Origin of the sequence: Methylobacterium sp. 22177 (assembly GCF_052045615.1) — a bacterium.
Lineage (GTDB): Bacteria > Pseudomonadota > Alphaproteobacteria > Rhizobiales > Beijerinckiaceae > Methylobacterium > Methylobacterium radiotolerans.
The window spans coordinates 69,143-87,167 of record NZ_JBQEPK010000020.1 but is presented as its reverse complement, the minus strand read 5'-3'; the positions used below and the strand labels follow the sequence as shown (position 1 = coordinate 87,167).

15 protein-coding genes and 1 tRNA gene are annotated in these 18,025 nt (G+C 71.4%); 8 read left to right on the top strand and 8 right to left on the bottom strand.

Annotated elements, in window-relative coordinates:
* Positions 1-30: 30 nt before the first annotated feature.
* The gene (locus tag ACTJK8_RS18555) at positions 31-801 is read right to left on the bottom strand and encodes an MOSC domain-containing protein (protein WP_012322335.1); all 771 of its coding nucleotides are present in this window, start codon (positions 799-801) and stop codon (positions 31-33) included.
* 199 nt (positions 802-1,000) lie between these two features.
* Here ACTJK8_RS18555 and clpB point away from each other — a divergent pair, with 199 nt between their 5' ends.
* Both clpB and ACTJK8_RS18545 read left to right on the top strand, forming a co-directional pair.
* Complete coding sequence (clpB, locus tag ACTJK8_RS18550) at positions 1,001-3,625, top strand: ATP-dependent chaperone ClpB (RefSeq protein ID WP_012322334.1); 2,625 nt, start codon at positions 1,001-1,003, stop codon at positions 3,623-3,625.
* Positions 3,626-4,003: 378 nt separating this feature from the next.
* Positions 4,004-5,986, top strand: a complete 1,983-nt coding sequence (locus ACTJK8_RS18545; RefSeq protein ID WP_440762340.1) for a DUF4139 domain-containing protein — start codon at positions 4,004-4,006, stop codon at positions 5,984-5,986.
* Positions 5,987-6,071: 85 nt separating this feature from the next.
* Here ACTJK8_RS18545 and ACTJK8_RS18540 read toward each other — a convergent pair whose 3' ends face one another.
* The 4 genes from ACTJK8_RS18540 to ACTJK8_RS18525 all read right to left on the bottom strand — a co-directional run bounded on the left by ACTJK8_RS18540 (position 6,072) and on the right by ACTJK8_RS18525 (position 9,309).
* Positions 6,072-6,968, bottom strand: coding sequence for an inositol monophosphatase family protein (locus ACTJK8_RS18540; protein ID WP_024828089.1), 897 nt, complete (start codon positions 6,966-6,968; stop codon positions 6,072-6,074).
* A complete protein-coding gene (locus ACTJK8_RS18535; RefSeq protein ID WP_012322331.1) occupies positions 6,965-7,540 on the bottom strand; it encodes an NUDIX domain-containing protein in 576 nt (191 codons plus the stop codon). The genes ACTJK8_RS18540 and ACTJK8_RS18535 overlap by 4 nt, the downstream gene beginning before the upstream one ends.
* Positions 7,541-7,547: 7 nt before the next feature.
* Entirely contained in the window at positions 7,548-8,255 is a 708-nt protein-coding gene (locus ACTJK8_RS18530) for a glutathione S-transferase N-terminal domain-containing protein (protein WP_012322330.1), read from the bottom strand.
* A 103-nt stretch (positions 8,256-8,358) separates the two neighbouring features.
* Complete coding sequence (locus ACTJK8_RS18525; protein ID WP_440762339.1) at positions 8,359-9,309, bottom strand: SMP-30/gluconolactonase/LRE family protein; 951 nt, start codon at positions 9,307-9,309, stop codon at positions 8,359-8,361.
* A 334-nt stretch (positions 9,310-9,643) separates the two neighbouring features.
* Here ACTJK8_RS18525 and ACTJK8_RS18520 point away from each other — a divergent pair.
* Together ACTJK8_RS18520 and ACTJK8_RS18515 are read left to right on the top strand one after the other, a co-directional pair.
* Positions 9,644-9,720: transfer RNA gene (locus ACTJK8_RS18520), tRNA-Pro, on the top strand.
* Positions 9,721-9,745: 25 nt separating this feature from the next.
* The gene (locus ACTJK8_RS18515; RefSeq protein ID WP_012322328.1) at positions 9,746-10,057 is read left to right on the top strand and encodes an ETC complex I subunit; all 312 of its coding nucleotides are present in this window, start codon (positions 9,746-9,748) and stop codon (positions 10,055-10,057) included.
* Positions 10,058-10,073: 16 nt separating this feature from the next.
* On the opposite strand, the gene ACTJK8_RS18510 is transcribed toward ACTJK8_RS18515, so the two are convergent.
* Both ACTJK8_RS18510 and ACTJK8_RS18505 read right to left on the bottom strand, forming a co-directional pair.
* Positions 10,074-10,532 carry a nucleoside deaminase gene (locus tag ACTJK8_RS18510; protein ID WP_024828093.1) on the bottom strand — a complete coding sequence of 153 codons (459 nt, stop codon included), beginning with the start codon at positions 10,530-10,532 and terminating at the stop codon, positions 10,074-10,076.
* Positions 10,533-10,595: 63 nt separating this feature from the next.
* A complete protein-coding gene (locus tag ACTJK8_RS18505) occupies positions 10,596-11,663 on the bottom strand; it encodes a spore photoproduct lyase family protein (protein WP_440762338.1) in 1,068 nt (355 codons plus the stop codon).
* A 295-nt stretch (positions 11,664-11,958) separates the two neighbouring features.
* On the opposite strand from ACTJK8_RS18505, the gene ACTJK8_RS18500 reads away from it, so the two are divergent.
* Positions 11,959-13,872 carry a putative bifunctional diguanylate cyclase/phosphodiesterase gene (locus ACTJK8_RS18500; protein WP_106427881.1) on the top strand — a complete coding sequence of 638 codons (1,914 nt, stop codon included), beginning with the start codon at positions 11,959-11,961 and terminating at the stop codon, positions 13,870-13,872.
* A 42-nt stretch (positions 13,873-13,914) separates the two neighbouring features.
* Here the strand turns inward: ACTJK8_RS18500 and ACTJK8_RS18495 are convergent, their stop codons facing one another.
* Positions 13,915-14,139: a hypothetical protein gene (locus tag ACTJK8_RS18495; RefSeq protein ID WP_012322324.1), complete on the bottom strand. Its 225-nt coding sequence runs from the start codon at positions 14,137-14,139 to the stop codon at positions 13,915-13,917.
* Positions 14,140-14,418: 279 nt separating this feature from the next.
* Here ACTJK8_RS18495 and ACTJK8_RS18490 point away from each other — a divergent pair, with 279 nt between their 5' ends.
* The 3 genes from ACTJK8_RS18490 (at position 14,419) to ACTJK8_RS18480 (ending at position 17,941) form a co-directional block, all read left to right on the top strand.
* Entirely contained in the window at positions 14,419-15,165 is a 747-nt protein-coding gene (locus ACTJK8_RS18490) for a collagen-like protein (RefSeq protein WP_440762337.1), read from the top strand.
* A gap of 413 nt (positions 15,166-15,578) precedes the next feature.
* Positions 15,579-17,192 (top strand): TolC family outer membrane protein, encoded by a 1,614-nt coding sequence (locus tag ACTJK8_RS18485; protein WP_043075051.1) that lies wholly within the window; start codon positions 15,579-15,581, stop codon positions 17,190-17,192.
* 197 nt (positions 17,193-17,389) lie between these two features.
* The gene (locus ACTJK8_RS18480) at positions 17,390-17,941 is read left to right on the top strand and encodes a PopZ family protein (protein WP_071000560.1); all 552 of its coding nucleotides are present in this window, start codon (positions 17,390-17,392) and stop codon (positions 17,939-17,941) included.
* Positions 17,942-18,025: the final 84 nt, after the last annotated feature.

Below are 18,025 nucleotides of genomic sequence, written 5' to 3'. Positions count from 1 at the left end.
ACGGCAGCACCGGAGGGAAGAGTTAGCTCGTCACCCCACCACGCGCAGCGCGTCACCCTTCGCCAGCGTCCCGCCGGCGATCACCTCCGCGTAGACGCCGAGGTCGCGGTGGCCGAGGCGCGCGTCGAGGGTCCAGGGGATGTCGCAGTCGCGCACGCCGCTGACCGGGTCGACGTTGGTCGCCGCGCACCGCACCGTCCGCTTGGTGATCTTGAGCCGCAGCCCGCTCGGCGCCTCGATCACCCGGCCGACCATCTCCAGCTCGGCGAAGGGTTCGAGCCCCTCGACCAGCAGGTTGCCGCGGAAGCGCAGCGGGTCGACGGGCGCGCCGAGGTAATCCTCCACCGCCGCCACGCTCGCGCGGTTGATCAGCGACACGTAGCCGGTCGGCGAATCCGTGAAGCGGTACTGCGGCGGGGCGGCGAGCACCTTCGGCTCGCCGCGCAGGCTCTCGGGGACGAAGCGCCGCATCAGTTCCGCGAGCCCCTCTCGCCCCGCCTCGGTGTCGAGGCGGAAGGCCCGCGGCTCGCCGTGCCCCTCGACGGTCAGCGTCGCCGTGGCGTCGTCGTAGCGGGTGCGCAGGCGGGCGAGCGCCTCGTCGCGCATGAGCATCAGGTACTTGGTCTTGGGCTGGTGCCGGGGCGCCACTGCGTTGAAACCTGACGGCCCGTTCTCGATGGCGTAGAGCCGGTCGCCCGGGAAGAAACCGCTGGTCTCGAGTTCCGCCCGCGCGACGGGTTCAGGGCTCAGGCCCTTCACCGGATAGCGATACAGGGCGCTGACATGAATCAATGCGGTCATGCGCGGAGCGTGGCCCTGAAATGATCCGGGGTGCAAGAGCTTCGCCGCCCCTTGTGGTGCTGAATTGCAACACCACATCGGGTCTACCGGCGGCCACCAGCGGCGCCGGGGCCCTCGCGCGGCGGATAGCCGGAGGGCGACGTTTCGGTGGCGCCGCGCCTCTCATCGGGCGGCGGATGCCGGTACGGGAGGGTTGTGCATGAACTTCGAAAAGTACACCGAGCGCGCCCGCGGCTTCGTGCAGGCGGCTCAGAACCTCGCGATGCGCGAGGGACATCCCCAGCTTCAGCCGGGCCACCTGCTGAAGGTGCTGCTCGACGATCCGGAAGGCCTCTGCGCCGGTCTGATCGACCGCGCGGGCGGTCAGTCCCGGGTGGCGCTCGCTCAGACCGAGCAGTGGCTCGCCAAGCAGCCGAAGGTCTCCGGCAACGCCGCCGCCCCGCAGGCGACGCGCGAGCTGATGCGCCTGTTCGACACCGCCGAGAAGGCCGCCGAGAAGGCGGGCGATTCCTACGTGACGGTGGAGCGGCTGCTCCTCGCCCTCGCGGTGGAGAAGGATTCCGAGGCCGGCCGCGCGCTGCAGGCGGCGGGCGTCACCCCCGCCTCGCTCAACGCCGCGATCAACGCGCTGCGCAAGGGCCGCACCGCCGACAACGCCTCGGCCGAGAACGCCTACGACGCGCTGAAGAAGTACGCCCGCGACCTCACCGAGGCCGCACGGGACGGCAAGCTCGACCCGGTGATCGGCCGCGACGAGGAGATCCGGCGGACCATCCAGGTCCTGTCCCGGCGCACCAAGAACAACCCGGTCCTCATCGGCGAGCCCGGCGTCGGCAAGACCGCGATCGTCGAGGGGCTGGCGCTGCGCATCGTCAACGGCGACGTGCCCGAGTCCCTGCGGGACAAGAGCCTGCTGGCCCTCGACATGGGCGCGCTGATCGCCGGCGCGAAGTACCGCGGCGAGTTCGAGGAGCGGCTGAAGGGCGTGCTCTCCGAGGTCACGGCGGCCGAGGGCGGCATCATCCTGTTCATCGACGAGATGCACACGCTGGTCGGCGCCGGGAAGGCGGACGGGGCGATGGACGCCTCGAACCTCCTGAAGCCGGCGCTCGCCCGCGGCGAGTTGCACTGCGTCGGCGCGACCACGCTCGACGAGTACCGCAAGCACGTCGAGAAGGACGCGGCGCTGGCGCGGCGCTTCCAGCCGGTCTTCGTGTCGGAGCCGACCGTCGAGGACACGGTCTCGATCCTGCGCGGCTTGAAGGAGAAGTACGAGCAGCACCACGGCGTGCGCATCCAGGATTCCGCCCTGGTCGCGGCCGCGACGCTGTCGAACCGCTACATCACCGACCGCTTCCTGCCCGACAAGGCGATCGACCTCGTCGACGAGGCCGGCTCGCGCCTGCGCATGCAGGTCGACTCGAAGCCCGAGGAGCTCGACAACATCGACCGCGAGATCGTCCGGCTGAAGATCGAGGCCGAGGCGCTCAAGAAGGAGACCGACTCCGCCTCCCGCGACCGGCTGGTCCGGCTCGAGAAGGAGCTCGGCGACCTGGAGGAGCGGTCGGCGGCGATCACCGCGCGCTGGAAGGCCGAGAAGGACAAGCTCGGCACGGCCGCCGGCCTCAAGAAGAAGCTCGACGAGGCCCGCAACGACCTCGCGGCGGCGCAGCGCCAGGGCCAGTACCAGCGCGCGGGTGAGCTCGCCTACGGGGTCATCCCGGGCCTCGAGAAGCAGCTCGCCGAGATCGAGGCCAAGGCGGAGAACGGCCGCGACGCGATGATGGAGGAGGCGGTCACGCCCGCCCACGTCGCCGGGGTCGTCTCCCGCTGGACCGGCGTGCCGGTGGACAAGATGCTGGAGGGCGAGCGCGAGAAGCTGCTGGCCATGGAGGAGGCGCTGTCCAAGCGCGTCGTCGGCCAGCGCGAGGCGGTGGAGGCGGTCTCGACCGCGGTCCGGCGCGCCCGCGCGGGCTTACAGGATCCGAACCGGCCGATCGGCTCATTCATGTTCCTGGGCCCGACGGGCGTGGGCAAGACCGAGCTGACCAAGGCGCTCGCCGGCTTCCTGTTCGACGACGACACGGCGCTCGTGCGCATCGACATGTCCGAGTACATGGAGAAGCACGCGGTCGCCCGGCTCATCGGCGCGCCTCCGGGCTACGTCGGCTACGAGGAGGGCGGCGCCCTCACCGAGGCCGTGCGGCGCCGGCCCTACCAGGTCGTGCTGTTCGACGAGGTCGAGAAGGCGCATCCGGACGTGTTCAACGTCCTGCTGCAGGTTCTCGACGACGGGCGGCTCACCGACGGTCAGGGGCGGACGGTCGACTTCCGCAACACGCTCTTGATCATGACCTCGAATCTCGGGGCCGAGTACCTGGTGAACCAGCCCGCGGGCCAGGACACCGACGCGGTCCGCGACGAGGTGATGGGCGTGGTGCGCGGTCACTTCCGGCCGGAATTCCTGAACCGGGTCGACGAGATCATCCTGTTCCACCGCCTCGCGCGGTCGGAGATGGGGGCGATCGTCGAGATCCAGCTCGGGCGCCTGCAGAAGCTCCTCGACGACCGCAAGATCGCCCTCGACGTGGATGAGGACGCCAAGAACTGGCTCGCCGACAAGGGCTACGACCCGGCCTACGGGGCGCGGCCGCTGAAGCGGGTGATCCAGAAGAACGTCCAGGATCCGCTGGCCGAGCTGGTGCTCTCCGGCAAGGTCCACGACGGCGAGACGGTGCCGGTCCGGCTGGGGCCCATGGGCCTGATGATCGGCGACGTGACGGTCGGCGCCGAGCGGCGGCCGGTCAACGCGACGCTGAACTGATCGCCCGAGACCCAACACCGAGGCGGCGCGCCACGCGATGGCGCGCCGCCTTCTTTTGCGCCCCGGACGCCAGGCCGACGGCGCCCGGGATCGGGTCCGGAGTTGCGGCACCGCGATGACCTAGTTGGCTGGACAGCGCCGACGGGACGGAGAATCCTGGCGGCACGCGTCGCGCCGTCGCGGTTCCCGGCTTCGCGGTATCACCGGCTGCCGCGGAGACGGGCGATCTGCCGCGCAGGCCGAGGCGCGCGGGCTGCCGGCTCCCCGTCGGCGACCGCGTGGGAGCGGGCGTCACGGTGCCGTGCCGGCGGCTCGAACCCGCCATCACATCCGCGACCGCCGCGGCGGACGGCGCTCGAACGGGAGGCAGGCGATTTGGTGACGTCTCATGTCGTGTGGGCGGGCGTTCTGCTGTGCATGATCGCGGCCGCGCCGCCCCTGAGGGCGGCGTCCCCGGGGCGGATCCGCGCCGTCACCCTGTCGAGCGGCGGCCTCGCGGAAGTCACCCAGGACCACCCGGTCGACGGCGACGCGACGATCGGGCTCGACGCTCGCTCCGAGCAGATCGACGACATCCTCAAGAGCCTCGTGGTGCGGGATCCCGTCGGCACCGTCGGTGCCCTGCGCCTGGACGGGCTGGATCAGGCCGACGAGACGCTGCGGACGATGCCGTTCACCGCGGACGACCTGTCCGGGCCGGCACGCCTCCTGGGGAAGCTGCAGGGCGTTCCGATCAGGATCCAGAGCGGCGGGCGCACACTCGAGGGGCGAGTGCTCGGCGTGTCCGAGCGGAACGCCGGGACCGAGAGCGGCGAGGTCGCGATCCTGACCGTGCTGACCGGGACGGGCACGCTCGAATCCGTGCCGATCGAGGACGGCGCCGCCGTCACGATCCAGGACTCGGCCATGGCGGCCAAGATCGCCGAGGCGATCGCGGCGGCCGGGACGGCCAAGGTCGGAGACGCCCACCGGGTCGAGGTCGATGTCTCGGGGCGTGGCCAGCGCGAGGTCCGGCTGACCTACGTGGTCGCCGCACCGGTCTGGAAGACGAGCTACCGCATCGTCGACGGCGGCGGCGGCCGCGCGAACCTGCAGGCCTGGGCCATCATCGAGAACGCCCTCGGGGCCGACTGGGCAGGCGTCGACGTCACCCTCTCGTCCGGCTCGCCGGTGGCGCTTCTCCAGCGCCTGCACCGGCGCTACTGGCGCAAGAGACCGGAGGCGCCGGTGATGGTCGAGGATGTCGGCATGCCGGACCTCGACCCAGGCACGGTCGCCCCGAGGTCGGTCGCGCGCCTGCGCGCCCCTGCGCCCGCCGCCGCGCCCCTTCCGGCACCGATGGCGCGGATGGACACCCGGGCGGAGTCAGCGGAACCGAGCTACGACGCCGCGGCCGCCACCGCGGGCGCCGCCGCCAGCGAGGGGGATGTGGCGGCGAACTTCACGCTGCCGCATCCGGTCGATCTCCGCGCCGGCAGCACGCTGTCGGTGCCGTTCATCGATACCGAGATCGAGGCCGAGCGGGTCGCCCTCTGGCAGCCGGGACGGGGGATCCATCCGACCGCGGCCTTCCGGATCCGGAACAGCGCCACCGCGACCCTGCCGGCGGGCCTCATCACCCTCTACGACCGCAAGGCCGGCTACCTGGGAGATGCCCGCCTGCCCGCGACGCCGGTCGGCGAGCAGCGGCTCGCCAGCTTCGCCCTCGACCGCAAGGTCGCCGTCCAGGCGGAGACCGAGCCGAGCCAAGCCCTGACCCAGATCACCGTGGTCGACGGCGTGGCGCGCGCGACGGTGATCGCCCGGGAGGTCACGACCTACACGATCAAGGGCGCGCCGGACGCCGCCCGGTCCGTGATCATCGAGCATCCCCGACGGGAGGGCTGGACCCTCACCGCTTCCGCCCGCGACAGCGAGACCCCCACGGCCTATCGGCTCAAGGTCGCGGTCCCCGCCGGCGGGACGGCCGAGACCCGGGCCGTGCTCGAGCACGTCCAGATCGACGCCTACAATCTCGTCGACGCCGACGAGGCGCTGCTGGTCCGGTGGGCCGGCCTCGCCACCGACCCGGAGCTGGGCGGCAAGCTCAAGACCCTGTCCCAGGCCCGCGCCGAGGTCGCCGCGGCGACCCGGACCGTCGAGGAGATCGCCGAGCGCGAGGCGAAGGTGCAGGCGGAGCAGGAGCGCATCCGCAGCAATCTCGGCGCCGTTCCGAAGGACAGCGAGCTGGCGCGGCGCTACCTTACCCGCATGGGTGGCCAGGAGGACGAGCTGGCGAAGCTCGCCGCCGCCCGGGCCGAGGCCGAGAGCGGACTCAAGGCGTCGCGGGCGCGGATCCGGACGCTGATCGCGGCGCTCTGAGAGCCCGCCCGGCTCCTGTCGCGGTCCGGGAGAACCGCCCGTTCGTCGGGCCCTGCGCCCGGGCGCGGCCCTCACGGGCCCCGTCCTAGGCGCGGCGGATGGCCGTCGCCAGATCGGCGGCCTGGGCACGGTCCCGGCACACCAGCCAGAGGTCGTCGTGGGCCGACAGCTCCGCGTCGAACAGGTCGACGAAGTCCGCCGGCGGATCTCCGAGGTCCGGCCAGTGGAACAGGCGGAAGCCCAGCGCCTCGAACAGCGGGAGGATCGGACCCAGGTCCCACAATCGGTTGTTGCTGAGGGTCGCGTCGAGGCGCCCGGTCGCCAGGAGCGCGGCGTCCGAGATCGCCCCGCCCTCGCTCCAGGGGAACCAGCCGCGGCCGTAATCCAGGGTGTAGCGCTGCGCCGTGACCGACAGCCAGCCGACATGGCCGGTCCGTCGCGCCGCGCGCTCGAGCGGGCGCAGCGCCGTCGTCATGCGGCCGCCGCGGGTCGGTGCCCAGAAGGCGCGGCCCTCGCTCGCCGCCAGCAGGAGCCCCTCCGTAGCCTCCGCCGGAGTGCCCCGGGCCGGTGCCGAGCGGTCCTCGTTCCAGGCCGGCAGGCTCATGACGCAGGCTCGAGGCCAGCCCGCGCGGCAGGCCGCCACCATGACGCCCCAGCCCGACAGGCCGCCCGCGAAAGGCCGGGTCCCGTCGATCGGGTCACCCACGAAGGTCCAGGCGTCGCGGGCGAGCAGCGCCCGGGCCGCCGCCTGCCCGAGATCCTCGGCCGTCTCCTCCTCGATCAGGTCGGGGCCGAACCGCGCGTGCATCAGCTGGCTGACGGCGAGGTCGGCCTCCGTCAGGGCCTGGCCGAGATCGGGGCCCTTGTTGCTCATGGCGAGGCCGCCCGCCCGCATGGCGAGGGCCAGAGGGGCCGCCTCCTCGGCGAAGGCGAGCATCGCCGCGAGGACATCCGGCGCGGGTGCGGTGGGCGAGAGGGTCATGCGGCGAACAGTTCGGGGCTTCGGAGCATCAGGGCCTGGACGAGGGCCAGGGTCTTGAGGTCGGGCAGGCGGCCGGCCCGGGCCTGTTCCGCCAGCGCGGTCAGCGGCATCTCCACGACCATCACCTGCTCGCCCTCCGCGTGCAGCCCACCGCCGGGACCGACCCGGTCGGCGGCGCCGTAGGGCGCGAGGTAGAGCCAGAGGCGCTCGGAAGACACGCTCGGCATGCTGTAGGCGTGCGCGACCGGCTCGAGCCGGGTCAACCGAACGCCCGCCTCCTCCATCGCCTCGCGGATCGCGGTCGCCTCGGGGGCGTCCCCGTCGAGTCCGCCGGCCGGGGCTTCGTCGAACTCGGCCGACTCCCCCCAGAACGCGGGCCCAACCCGCGCCTGCCGGACGAGCAGCGCCACGCGCCGCTCGGGATCGTACGGCAGCACGCAGGCGGCCTGCCCGTGATCCTCCAGCGCCCGCCGCACGGCGCTGCCATCCGGCAGCGTCAGGGTGGCGATGCCGAAGGTGTTCCAGCCGCGGTGGATCACCTCCAGCGGCAGCGCGGGCAGGGTCTCGGTCATGGTCCGGTCAGCGCCTGGTGCTGGAGGCGGTCTGTCCGAACATCACCTTCTTGGCATCCTCGCTCATGGTCTTGCCGAAGTCGGGATTGACCTCCGGGGCGCGGGCATAAGCCGCCTTGGTGGCGGGCCGCTCGGCGATCGCCGTGAACCAGCGCTTGAGGTTCGGGTGCTCGTCGAGGTTCTGACCCTGCTTCTCCCACGGCACGATCCAGGGATAGCAGGCCATGTCGGCGATGGAGTAGTCCGGCCCGGCGACGAAGGCGCGGTCGGCCAGCCGCCGGTCGAGGACGCCGTAGAGCCGGTTGGTCTCGTTGACGTAGCGCTTGATCGCGTAGTCGATCTTCTCCGGCGCGTACTGCGAGAAGTGATGGTTCTGGCCGAGCATCGGGCCGAGGCCGCCCATCTGCCAGAACAACCACTGCAGCACCTCGGCCCGGCCCCGCAGGTCGCCCGGGATGAAGCGCCCGGTCTTCTCGGCGAGGTAGAGCAGGATCGCCCCCGACTCGAACAGCGAGACCGGCGCGCCGCCGCCCGCCGGCTCGTCGTCGACGATCGCCGGCATCCGGTTGTTGGGCGCGATCTTGAGGAAATCGGGATTGAACTGCTCGCCCTTACCAATATTGACTGGGTGAATACGGTAGGGAATGCCCGCCTCTTCGAGAAACATCGTGATCTTATGGCCGTTCGGCGTCGGCCAGTAGTGGAGTTCGATCATCGGTCGGTGTCCCGCTATGCCCCCGGCGGACGGGAAGTGGGTCGGCGCGGCGCTCCGGTCAAGCATGAGCCCGGCGGCGGGCTCGGGCCCCGGTATCGGGGCCTCACCCGCCAGCGCAGCCCTGGACGTCGACGTGGACGGCGTAGAGCGACTGGCTCGCCGCCATGAACAGGCGGTTGCGGTGCCGGCCGCCGAAGCACAGGTTCGCGCAGCGCTCCGGAAGACGGATGCGGCCGATCGGCCGGCCGTCGGGGTTGAACACCATGACGCCGTCCAGGGCGTCGTCGCCCATGCCCCAGCCGCACCAGAGATTCCCGTCGACGTCGCAGCGCAGACCGTCCGGCGTGCCGGGCCCGGCGTCGATCAGGACCCGCCGGTCTCCGAGTGCGCGGCCGGCGACCACGTCGTACGCGACGATCCGCCGGGTCGGCCGGCCGCGCGACTCCACGAGGTAGAGCACGCGGCCGTCGGGCGAGAAGCACAGGCCGTTGGGGCCGGCGAGGTCGGTGGCCACCGCCTCCAGCACGCCGGTGACCGGGTCGAGCCGGTAGACGTTGTGCGGCAGCTCGGGCTCGGCGCGGACGCCCTCGTAGAAGCCGCCGATCCCGAAGGGCGGATCGGTGAACCAGACCGCGCCGTCGGCCGCGGTCACCACGTCGTTGGGCGAGTTGAGCCGGCGGCCCTCGAACGTGTCCGCCAGGACGGTGATCGCGCCGTCATGCTCGGTGCGGGTGACGCGACGTCCTCCGTGCTCACAGGTGACGAGCCGCCCCTGCCGGTCGCGGGTGTTGCCGTTGGCGAAGCCTGACGGCTTCCGGTAGAGGCCGACGACCCCGCTCTCCTCGTCCCAGCGCAGGATCCGGTCGTTGGGGATGTCGCTCCAGAGCAGGTAGCGACCGTCGCCGAACCAGACCGGCCCCTCGCACCAGCGGAAGCCGGTCGCGAGGCGCTCGACCGCCGCGTTGAACACCCGGTAGCGGGCGAAAGCGGCGTCGAGGATCTCGACCGCCGGGTCGGGGTAGCGCGGGCTCGGTGTCCACACGGTCAAATCCATGTCGCTCGCGGTGATCGTCACCGTTTCCGCGAAGGCCGGCAAGACCCGCCGCGCGGGCGCGGACCTACGCCGCGGCGACGAGGACCGGAACCACCCGGCACGCCGATCCGAGCGCACCATCCTCCACCCCCCAGTGATGGCAGGCGCCGGTTCGACGGCGGGGAGGCCCAGCCCTCGTCCCGGAACCGACGCTAACGCCCTCCCATTTGTCTGACAAGCGAGGTGCCGCGCGATCTCTGCGCGGGGAAGCCGCCGCCGGCACAGGCCGCGCGCACCGCGCCGCGCCTTGCGGGGGAACGGCGGAACCGCTACGGCATTGAGGCCGTGTGGCAGTCGGGGTGTGGCGCAGTCTGGTAGCGCACCTGGTTTGGGACCAGGGGGTCGTAGGTTCGAATCCTATCGCCCCGACCATTCGATCAGGAGCTTGTCGAGTCAGATGCCGAGCGCCCGCATCTTCCGTCCGTCTCGGGATGCCACGCAGTCGGGCCTCGCCCGAACCAAGCAGTGGATCCTGGAGTTCGACCGGACCAGCCCGCGCGAGATCGATCCGCTGATGGGGTGGAACGGGTCCTCCGACATGCTCCAGCAGGTGCGCCTCGAGTTCGACACCGAGGAAGAGGCCGTGGCCTACGCGAAGCGCGAGGGGATCGCGTTCCGCGTCGAGCAGCCGGCCAAGCCGGCCCACCGCAAGGGGCTGTCGTACTCGGACAATTTCAAGTTCAACCGCACGGCCCCCTGGACGCATTGAGCTCCGCGCGGCCGGGTCAGGCCTCCCGGCGCGCCCTCCAGGCCGCGTAAGGCGAATCGCCCGGCGGACGGATCTGGGTGACCCGCATCGGCTGCGCGTCGAGGGGTCGGCACAGCTCGGCGTAGATCGCCGCGCTGCCGGCACCGTAGGTCTCGGCCTCCTCGGCCGAGAAGGCGAAGTAGCCCTCCTTGAAACCCGCGAGCCGCATCGCCGCGTGGCACATCGGGCACGGACGGCCGCTGGCGTACATCACGCAGTCGCCGAGGTCGCGGCGGCCGAGCAGGCGGCTGGCCTCGCGCAGGGCCACCATCTCGGCATGGGCGCTCGGGTCGTTGGTCGCGTGCACGGTGTTCGCCGCGCGGACCAGCACGGCGCCGTCCCGCACGATCACCGCGCCGTAGGGCGCGCCGCCGGCCTCGACATTGGCCGCGGCGAGGGCGACCGCCTCGCGGATATGGTCCTCGTGCGTCGACATGGCTGAGCTTTCCTCCCCTGGCGCGCCAACGCCGCGCATGCCGGGAAGTTCAGCCATCCGCGCTCAGAACGCGTAGCGCACCGTGCAGTAGGGCATCGTCTCGGCGAGCAGGGCCTTGAACCGCGCGAGCCACCGGCCCTTCCAGCCGGCCCGGTAGCGCAGATTGGCGCCGCCACCCTCCGAGACTTTCGACTCCTGGATGTCCGGCCGCCAGAGCAGGTCCTCGGCCTTCGGGTGCCAGCCGAGATTGACCGCATGCAGATCCGCGTTGTGGGTCAGCATGATGATCTCGCACTTGAGCTGCGCCTTGGCGGCGTCGGACAGCGTCGCGTCGATCTCGGCGAACAGCGCCCGCCAGTCCGCCTCCCAGCCCTCGTAGAGGATCACGGGCGAGAAGTTGGCGTGGACCTCGTAGCCGGCGGCCACGAAGTCGTCGATGGCGGCGATCCGCTCGGGAATCGGGGCGGTGCGCACGTCGACGATTCGGGCGATCCGCGCCGGCATGAGCGAGAAGCGGATGCGCGTCTTGCCCTGCGGATCGTAGGCCAGGAGGTCGCGGTTCACGGCCTTCGTGGCGAAGGAGGCCTTGGCGTTGGGCAGGGTGCGGAACAGCGCGACCAGGGCGCGCGCGCCGTCGCTCACCGCCGCGTCCACCGACAGGTCACCGTTCTCGCCGATATCGTAGACCCAGTACTCCGGATCGATCGGATCCGGCTCCGGGAGGCGCCCCTGGCGCCCGGCGTGGCGGGCGATCGCCGCGCAGGCCTGCTCGACGTTCACGAACAGCGAGATCGGGTTGGAGTAGCCCTTGCGGCGCGGCACGTAGCAGTAGGCGCAGGCCATGGCGCAGCCGTTGGACGTCGAAGGCGCGATGAAGTGGGCGCTGCGGCCGTTCGGGCGCATCGCGAGGCCCTTCTTCACGCCGAGGACGAGGGTCGAGCGCTTGATCCTCACCCAATCCTCCACCGAGCCCGCGTTGCCGTGGAGTTCCGGAATGTTCCAGTGCGACGGCACGACGATGCGCGCGGCGTCGGGAAAGCGCGCCAGGATCTCCCGGCCCAGCGGGAAGTCGCCCACGGCGGGCTCGTGATAGATCGTCCGGATGTCGAGCAGGTCGCGGGTCAGGGCCATGGACGATCCGGGGCCCGGAAGCGGCCCGGGACCCGATATGGTGCGCGCCGACGCGGCCGGAATGCCTTGCGACCGGTCGTCTCTGTCCCCGCTGCGCGGGATCGCGCGCGGCGAACGTTGATCGTTCAACGATATCTTACGATTCGCTGCCATGAGTCCCTCATCTTCGAGTGGACGTGCAATGATCGTTCGGGACCAGGAGAGGTCCGTGCCGGGTTCATCCGGCTCCGGTGATTCTCTCGACCCTGCGGATCCGAGGTGGAACGCGCTGATCCGGCGGGACCAGCTGGACGCGATGCGCGGAAGCGTGCTGGCCGCCATACCGGTCAACATGCTGCTCGGCCTGGCGAGCATTTTGGTCGCCTATCGGAGCGGGCACGGCACCGTGGGGGCCGTCTGGTTCGCGGCCTCGACCAGCGTCAATCTCCTGCGCATCGCCCTCTGCCGGATTCCCTGCCTGGGCCTGGCGCTGACCGCCGACATGACGCCGAGCCTCGCCGCGGCCGCCGCGCGCTCCGTCGACCGGCACCTGCGCGCCTGCACGTTCGCCGCATTCCTCTCCGGACTGGTCTGGGCCTGCCAGCCGCTCCTGTGCGACGGCTACACCACCGCCGAGACCCTGTTCTATCTCACGATCACCTGCGGCGTGACCGCGGGGGCGGTGACGCACGGGACCGCCTACGCGCGCATCCCGCTCGCCTTCATCGCCCTGCCGCTGCTGTCGGTCACGGCCTGCCTCGCCTATGCCGGCGACTTCGACCGGAACTGCCTCGCCGCCTGTGTGCTGCTCTACTTCCTCGCCCTGACGCACACGGCGTTCCGGAGCGAGGCGGTGTTCCGCGATGCGAGCCGGCTCAAGAACGAGGCCCACGCCCTCGCCCGCTCGCGCGCCGAGGCCCATGCCAGCGCGAGCGCCCTCGTGGACGAGATGCGGTGGCGCGCCACGCACGACGATCTCACCGGCCTGCTGAACCGCGCGGGCTTCCTCCAGGCGACGGAGAACCGGCTCCGCACCGGGACACTCAGCCTGCTGATGCTCGACCTCGACGGGTTCAAGTTCGTCAACGACGTCTACGGCCACAAGGCGGGAGACCGGGTGCTCGTCGAGGTGGCGCGCCGGCTGAACGACGCGCTCCCGGAGAACGGTCTCACGGCCCGGCTGGGCGGCGACGAGTTCGCCGTGCTGTACGATCCCGTGACGTCGGGCGTGCCCGACGCCGTCATGGCGGCGAACCTCATCACCGCGGTGTCGCAGCCGTTCGACGGTTTCGACGCGGGTCGCCTCGGGGTCAGCATCGGCGTCCACGCCAGTCGGGAGCCCAGCCTGACCGAGATGCTGAGCTGCGCCGATGAGGCGCTCTACGCCGCCAAGGCTGCCGGGCGGAACCGCTTCCGCGTGTTCGATTCGAGCCTGCGCGAGCGGCTGCAGATGCGGCGGGACCTGGAGCGCGACCTGTCGCAGGCCCTGGTCGAGAACGCCCCGAAGGTCTGGTTCCAGCCGATCTACGCGGGCGACGGCCGGACCCTGGTCGGGCTGGAAGCTCTGATCCGCTGGGAGCATCCGCGACTCGGCTGGATCGCGCCCCCGGACCTGATCGCCGCCGCCGCGATGGCGGGCCTGACAGAGTCGCTGCTCCGCTACATCCTCGAGCAGGTCTGCGCGATGCTGGAGATCCTGCATCGCCGCGGCCTGGGCAGCGTCCGCGTGGCGATGAACGTCTCCCCCCGGGAGATGGCACAGGTGCCGGTCGACGAGATCGTCATCGAGCGGCTGAGCCTCCTCGGCCTGCCGCCCACCATGCTGGAGATCGAGATCACCGAGGAGACGGCCCTCGACATCGGCGCGGTGCAGGGAAAGCTGCAGGCGCTGTCCCGCGCCGGCATCCGGGTCGCCCTGGACGATTTCGGGATCGGCTACTCGTCGCTCTCCTCGCTGCGGCAGCTCAAGGCGGACCGGATCAAGATCGACCGGAGCTTCGTCACCGGCCTGGGGGCGAGCGACGACAAGCGCGGGCTCGTCCTCGCCGTCCTCGGCCTCGGCCGGCTGCTCGGCCTCGACGTCGTGGCGGAGGGCGTCGAGTCGGCCGAGGACCTGAACATCCTGCAGGCGATGGGCTGCCCGTTCCTGCAGGGCTACCATCTCGGCCGCCCGATGCCCGTAGCAGACTTGGAAGCCACCCTGCTCGGCACGCGCATCATCGCCGCCTGACCCGGCGCCGGTGCGCGGAGCGGTCACGGCCGCCAGCCCCCCTCAGAAACGCTCCGCATCCGCGGGATCGCGGGACGGGAGCCGGCGCGCCGCCGCGCGCCACAGGCGGTCCGGCATCCCGTAGAGCCACACGAGCCCCGCGCAGCCGGCGATCGCCAGCAGGAACAGCCAGGCCAGGGCTTCGAGGATGGGCCCCGGCGGCGCCCCGGACTCGGTCCGGTCGTACCAGAGCGGGTCCGTGTCCCAGGGCGGATCGCTGTCGTCCACGGCTGAACCCTCCACCGCGGATCGGACTCGGACCCGGGGCGCTCGCGCGGCGCTGACCGGTGGACCGGGGCACGCCATCCCTCAGCTGGCCCGGTCCGCACGCGCCTGACCCGGTCCAGCGCGGGCACGCTACGGGCCCCGCCGTGCGCCCTGCGAATACCCATTTCGGATTACGGCGTTCGGCCGGTCGCGCTTTTCCACATCCAACTTTCTCCGCAATTTATTGCCTAGTTTGCGGGCTATGGCATTCTGACTGTCGAAAAGACTGTGTGACCTGCCATGAGATCTGCCAGGCGCCTGTGGCGCGAGCGCTGGGCGCTCTGTTCGATGCTGGCCCTGTCGGCCGCCTGCGCGCTGCCGGCGCGGGCGGCGGAGATGCGCATCGAGGCCGCCAAGATCACCGGCGGCGACCTCTGGATCATCGGCTACGCCGACGATCCGGGGGTGGAGATCACGCTCGACGGCCAGTTCCCGCACAGGACCGACAGCCGCGGCTATTTCGAGTTCCGCGTCGTCTACCATCCGGCCACCTGCATCGCGATTCTGCGGACGCCGAAGCAGAGCCGCAGCATCGTGGTCGGCGAGTGCGGCCAGCAGGGGCCGCAGGGGCCGCAGGCGCCGGGTCTGGTCGGCCCGCGCGGCGAGGCCGGTCCGCGGGGCGAGGCCGGGCCGCCCGGGGAGCGGGGCGCGATGGGACCGCCCGGACCGCAGGGGCCCGCCGGCGCACAGGGTGTCGCCGGACCGCCGGGTCCGCCGGGCGAGCGCGGCCCCGCCGGAATGGCCGGCGCTCCGGGGCTGATGGGCGCCACGGGTCCGGCCGGACCGCCCGGGCCGCCCGGCTCCCGCGGACAGCCGGCTTCCCCGAGCGCAGCCCCGAAGCCGAAACCGTCGGAAGCGCTGACAGGGTCGGTGCCCAGACCGCGTCCGCCGGCGCGCGCGCGCCGTGCGCCCGAATCCGACTCAGGCCCCGAGGGCCCGCTGGAGCTGGAGCCCGACGCCGGGGGCGGCGGAATGGACCGGTACTAGGCGGGCGCCGGTGCCGTCGGCGGAGTCGAACGGTCGCGGACGGACCGCCCCCTCCCCTGCCGGCGCTCGGTCAGCTCCGAGTTCTCGCGCCTCCGCATGCCGGCAATAGTCTCTGAAGGGGCGTATTTATGAAACTAAACAGCTCAATACGCGTCCACGCCGCGGTGTGCGTGCGGGGTGTGTCACCTTAATGCCCCAACGCCGCACTTTCCGCCGCGGGACCCACGGCGAGGCGAGCCAAATCGCCCGGTTTGCGCTAAGCGTGACGGTGGGGCGGGCTTGATCGGAGACGAGCGAAACGCCGTACCTTGGCCGTTTTCGTCTCGGACTTCCGGACCGAAAGAGACCGCAAGGGCTTGTTCATCGTGACACGACGTCCACCAGCGAGTTGCCCGACGTTCCGCCTGGCCGGGATGGTGTCCGGACTCGCGATGCTGGCTGCGATGCCGGCATCCGCCGAGACTCTGGAGAGCGCTCTCGCGAAGGCTTATCAGGGCAATCCGAGCCTGAACGCCAGCCGCGCGGGCGTGCGCGCCATCGACGAGAACGTGGCGATCGCGCAGTCGGGCTACCGGCCGACTGTCAACGTCAACGCCGCGATCGGCGTCCAGTACCTTCAGACGCGCTCGTCCAGCTCCGTCGCGTCGGCGGGCACCGCCGGCACGACCGCGACCACCGCCGGAGCGGGCCTCGGAACGACAGGCGGAGGCCTGGGCGGGACGGCCGGCGCCGGGACGACCGGTACCGGGACCACCACGGGGATCGGGACGACGGGGATCGGGACGGCGGGCGGAACCACGGGCATCGGGACCTCAGGAGCCGGGGCGGCAGGATCCGCGACCGGCGGCGAGGGCTTGGCCGGCGGCGCGACGTCCGACATCGCGAGCCAGGTCATCACCTCCCGGCGGACGACGCGCACCACGTACCTTCCGAGTTCCGCCAGCCTGAACGTCACGCAGACGCTCTTCAACGGCTTCCAGACCGACAACACCGTCCGACGCGCCGAGTCGCAGGTCTACAGCCAGCGCGAGAGCCTGCGCTTCACCGAATTGACCGTCCTGTACAACGCCGTCCAGGCGTACATGAACGTGCTCAGCAACACGGCGACGCTGGAGCTGAACCGGAACAACGTCGAAGTTCTGGAAGAGCAGCTCCGCCAGACCCGGGACCGCTTCAACGTCGGCGAGGTGACCCGGACCGACGTCGCGCAGGCCGAGGCCCGACTGGCCGGCGCGCGGTCGCAGGTCGCCCAAGCCGAATCGACCCTCCGCACGAGCATCGGCGTCTACCGGCAGAACATCGGCGTCGAGCCGCGCCAGCTCGCGCCGGGCCGCCCGCTGGACCGGTTCGTGCCGCGCAGTCTCGATCAGGCGATCGCCGTCGGCCTGCGCGAGCACCCGCAGGTCGTCTCGGCCATCCACAACGTCGACGCGAGCGAGGCCCAGGTGAAGGTCCTGGAAGGCCAGCTCGCCCCGCAGCTCAGCCTGCAGGGCTCGCTCAGCCAGCTCTACGATCAGAACGGGCCGAACCAGAGCTTCTTCGTCGGCTTCGTCGGCGGCCGGCTCTCGATCCCGATCTACGAGGGCGGCCAGACCTACGCGCAGATCCGGCAGGCCAAGGAATCGGTCGGCCAGGCCCGCATCCAGGTCGATCAGATCCGCGATCAGGTCCGCGCCCAGATCGTCGACTTCTGGGGCCGGCTCGAAGCCGCCAAGGCGCAGGTGATCGCCGCCCAGGCCCAGGTCCAGGCCAACGAGGTGGCGCTGAACGGCGTGCGCGAGGAAGCGCGCGTCGGCCAGCGCACGACCCTCGACGTCCTCAACGCGCAGCAGGAACTGCTGAACTCCCGCGTGAACCTCATCGTCGCCCAGCGCGACCGGGTGATCTTCTCCTACGGGGTGGTCCAGGCGATCGGACAGTTGACCGCGCGCTTCACGGCGCTCCCGGTCGAATACTACAGCGCCAAGGTCCACTACGATCAGGTCAAGGATTTGTGGTTCGGCCTGCGCACGCCGGACGGCCGCTGACGGCTTTTCCACGGGGAGTGTGTTGCGGGCGCGCTTGCCGCGACGAAACGGCATGGAATACTGATTGAAGATCGATCCGTTCGGGTCGCTTTCCAGTCTCCCATGCCCGAGTGCGCCTGCCGATGAGTGCAGCAAGCCCCAAGATCCCGGACTCGAAATTCCAGGACAAGGCTGCCGATAAGGCGCACGAGCCTTCCATGGAAGAGATCCTCGCGTCGATCCGAAGGATCATCGCCGACGATCAGGCCGCCAAGCCGGCCGAGGTCCCGGTGACCGCTCCGGAGCCCGACGACGTGCTCGACCTCGCGGAGGTCGCCGAGCCGGTGACGCGCCCGCGCGTGGTCGAGCCGGAGCCGGAACCCGAGCCGGCCCCGGACCTGCTCGACTTCGACGCGATCGACTTCGAGGATCCGGTCACCGCCGCGCCGGAGCCCGAGCCCGAGCCGCTCCCGGAACCCGAACCGGCCCCGGAGCCGCCCCCGCCGCCGCCGCCGCAGCCCGTGCTCCAGGCCGCCCGCGCCCCCGAGCCGGAGCCGGAAGCCCTGGTCTCTCCGGCCACCGATGCCAGCGTCAGCGGCGCGTTCAACCTGTTGGCCCATACGGTGCTGACGCAGAACGCCCGGACCCTGGAGGATCTCGTCAAGGAGATGCTCCGGCCGATGCTGAAATCCTGGCTCGACGACAACCTGCCGGCCGTGGTCGAGCGCCTCGTGCGCGCCGAGATCGAGCGGGTCTCGCGCGGCCGCTGAGCCGGCGGCCTGGCTCTGGTGGCCGCGGGCCACCCTCCGCGTGTTGACGGGAGCGGCGTGACGGTCGAAAGCGGGGCAACCCCC

Excerpts from the sequence above, each read along its gene's own strand:
- ACTJK8_RS18500 (WP_106427881.1), top strand. The coding sequence starts at position 11,959 with ATGCGCGGAAGCGTGCTGGCCGCCATACCGGTCAACATGCTGCTCGGC.
- ACTJK8_RS18540 (WP_024828089.1), bottom strand. The coding sequence starts at position 6,968 with ATGACCCTCTCGCCCACCGCACCCGCGCCGGATGTCCTCGCGGCGATG.
- ACTJK8_RS18485 (WP_043075051.1), top strand. The coding sequence starts at position 15,579 with ATGGTGTCCGGACTCGCGATGCTGGCTGCGATGCCGGCATCCGCCGAG.
- ACTJK8_RS18530 (WP_012322330.1), bottom strand. The coding sequence starts at position 8,255 with ATGATCGAACTCCACTACTGGCCGACGCCGAACGGCCATAAGATCACG.
- ACTJK8_RS18555 (WP_012322335.1), bottom strand. The coding sequence starts at position 801 with ATGACCGCATTGATTCATGTCAGCGCCCTGTATCGCTATCCGGTGAAG.
- ACTJK8_RS18490 (WP_440762337.1), top strand. The coding sequence starts at position 14,419 with ATGAGATCTGCCAGGCGCCTGTGGCGCGAGCGCTGGGCGCTCTGTTCG.
- ACTJK8_RS18515 (WP_012322328.1), top strand. The coding sequence starts at position 9,746 with ATGCCGAGCGCCCGCATCTTCCGTCCGTCTCGGGATGCCACGCAGTCG.
- clpB (WP_012322334.1), top strand. The coding sequence starts at position 1,001 with ATGAACTTCGAAAAGTACACCGAGCGCGCCCGCGGCTTCGTGCAGGCG.
- ACTJK8_RS18480 (WP_071000560.1), top strand. The coding sequence starts at position 17,390 with ATGGAAGAGATCCTCGCGTCGATCCGAAGGATCATCGCCGACGATCAG.
- ACTJK8_RS18535 (WP_012322331.1), bottom strand. The coding sequence starts at position 7,540 with ATGACCGAGACCCTGCCCGCGCTGCCGCTGGAGGTGATCCACCGCGGC.
- ACTJK8_RS18510 (WP_024828093.1), bottom strand. The coding sequence starts at position 10,532 with ATGTCGACGCACGAGGACCATATCCGCGAGGCGGTCGCCCTCGCCGCG.
- ACTJK8_RS18525 (WP_440762339.1), bottom strand. The coding sequence starts at position 9,309 with ATGGATTTGACCGTGTGGACACCGAGCCCGCGCTACCCCGACCCGGCG.
- ACTJK8_RS18505 (WP_440762338.1), bottom strand. The coding sequence starts at position 11,663 with ATGGCCCTGACCCGCGACCTGCTCGACATCCGGACGATCTATCACGAG.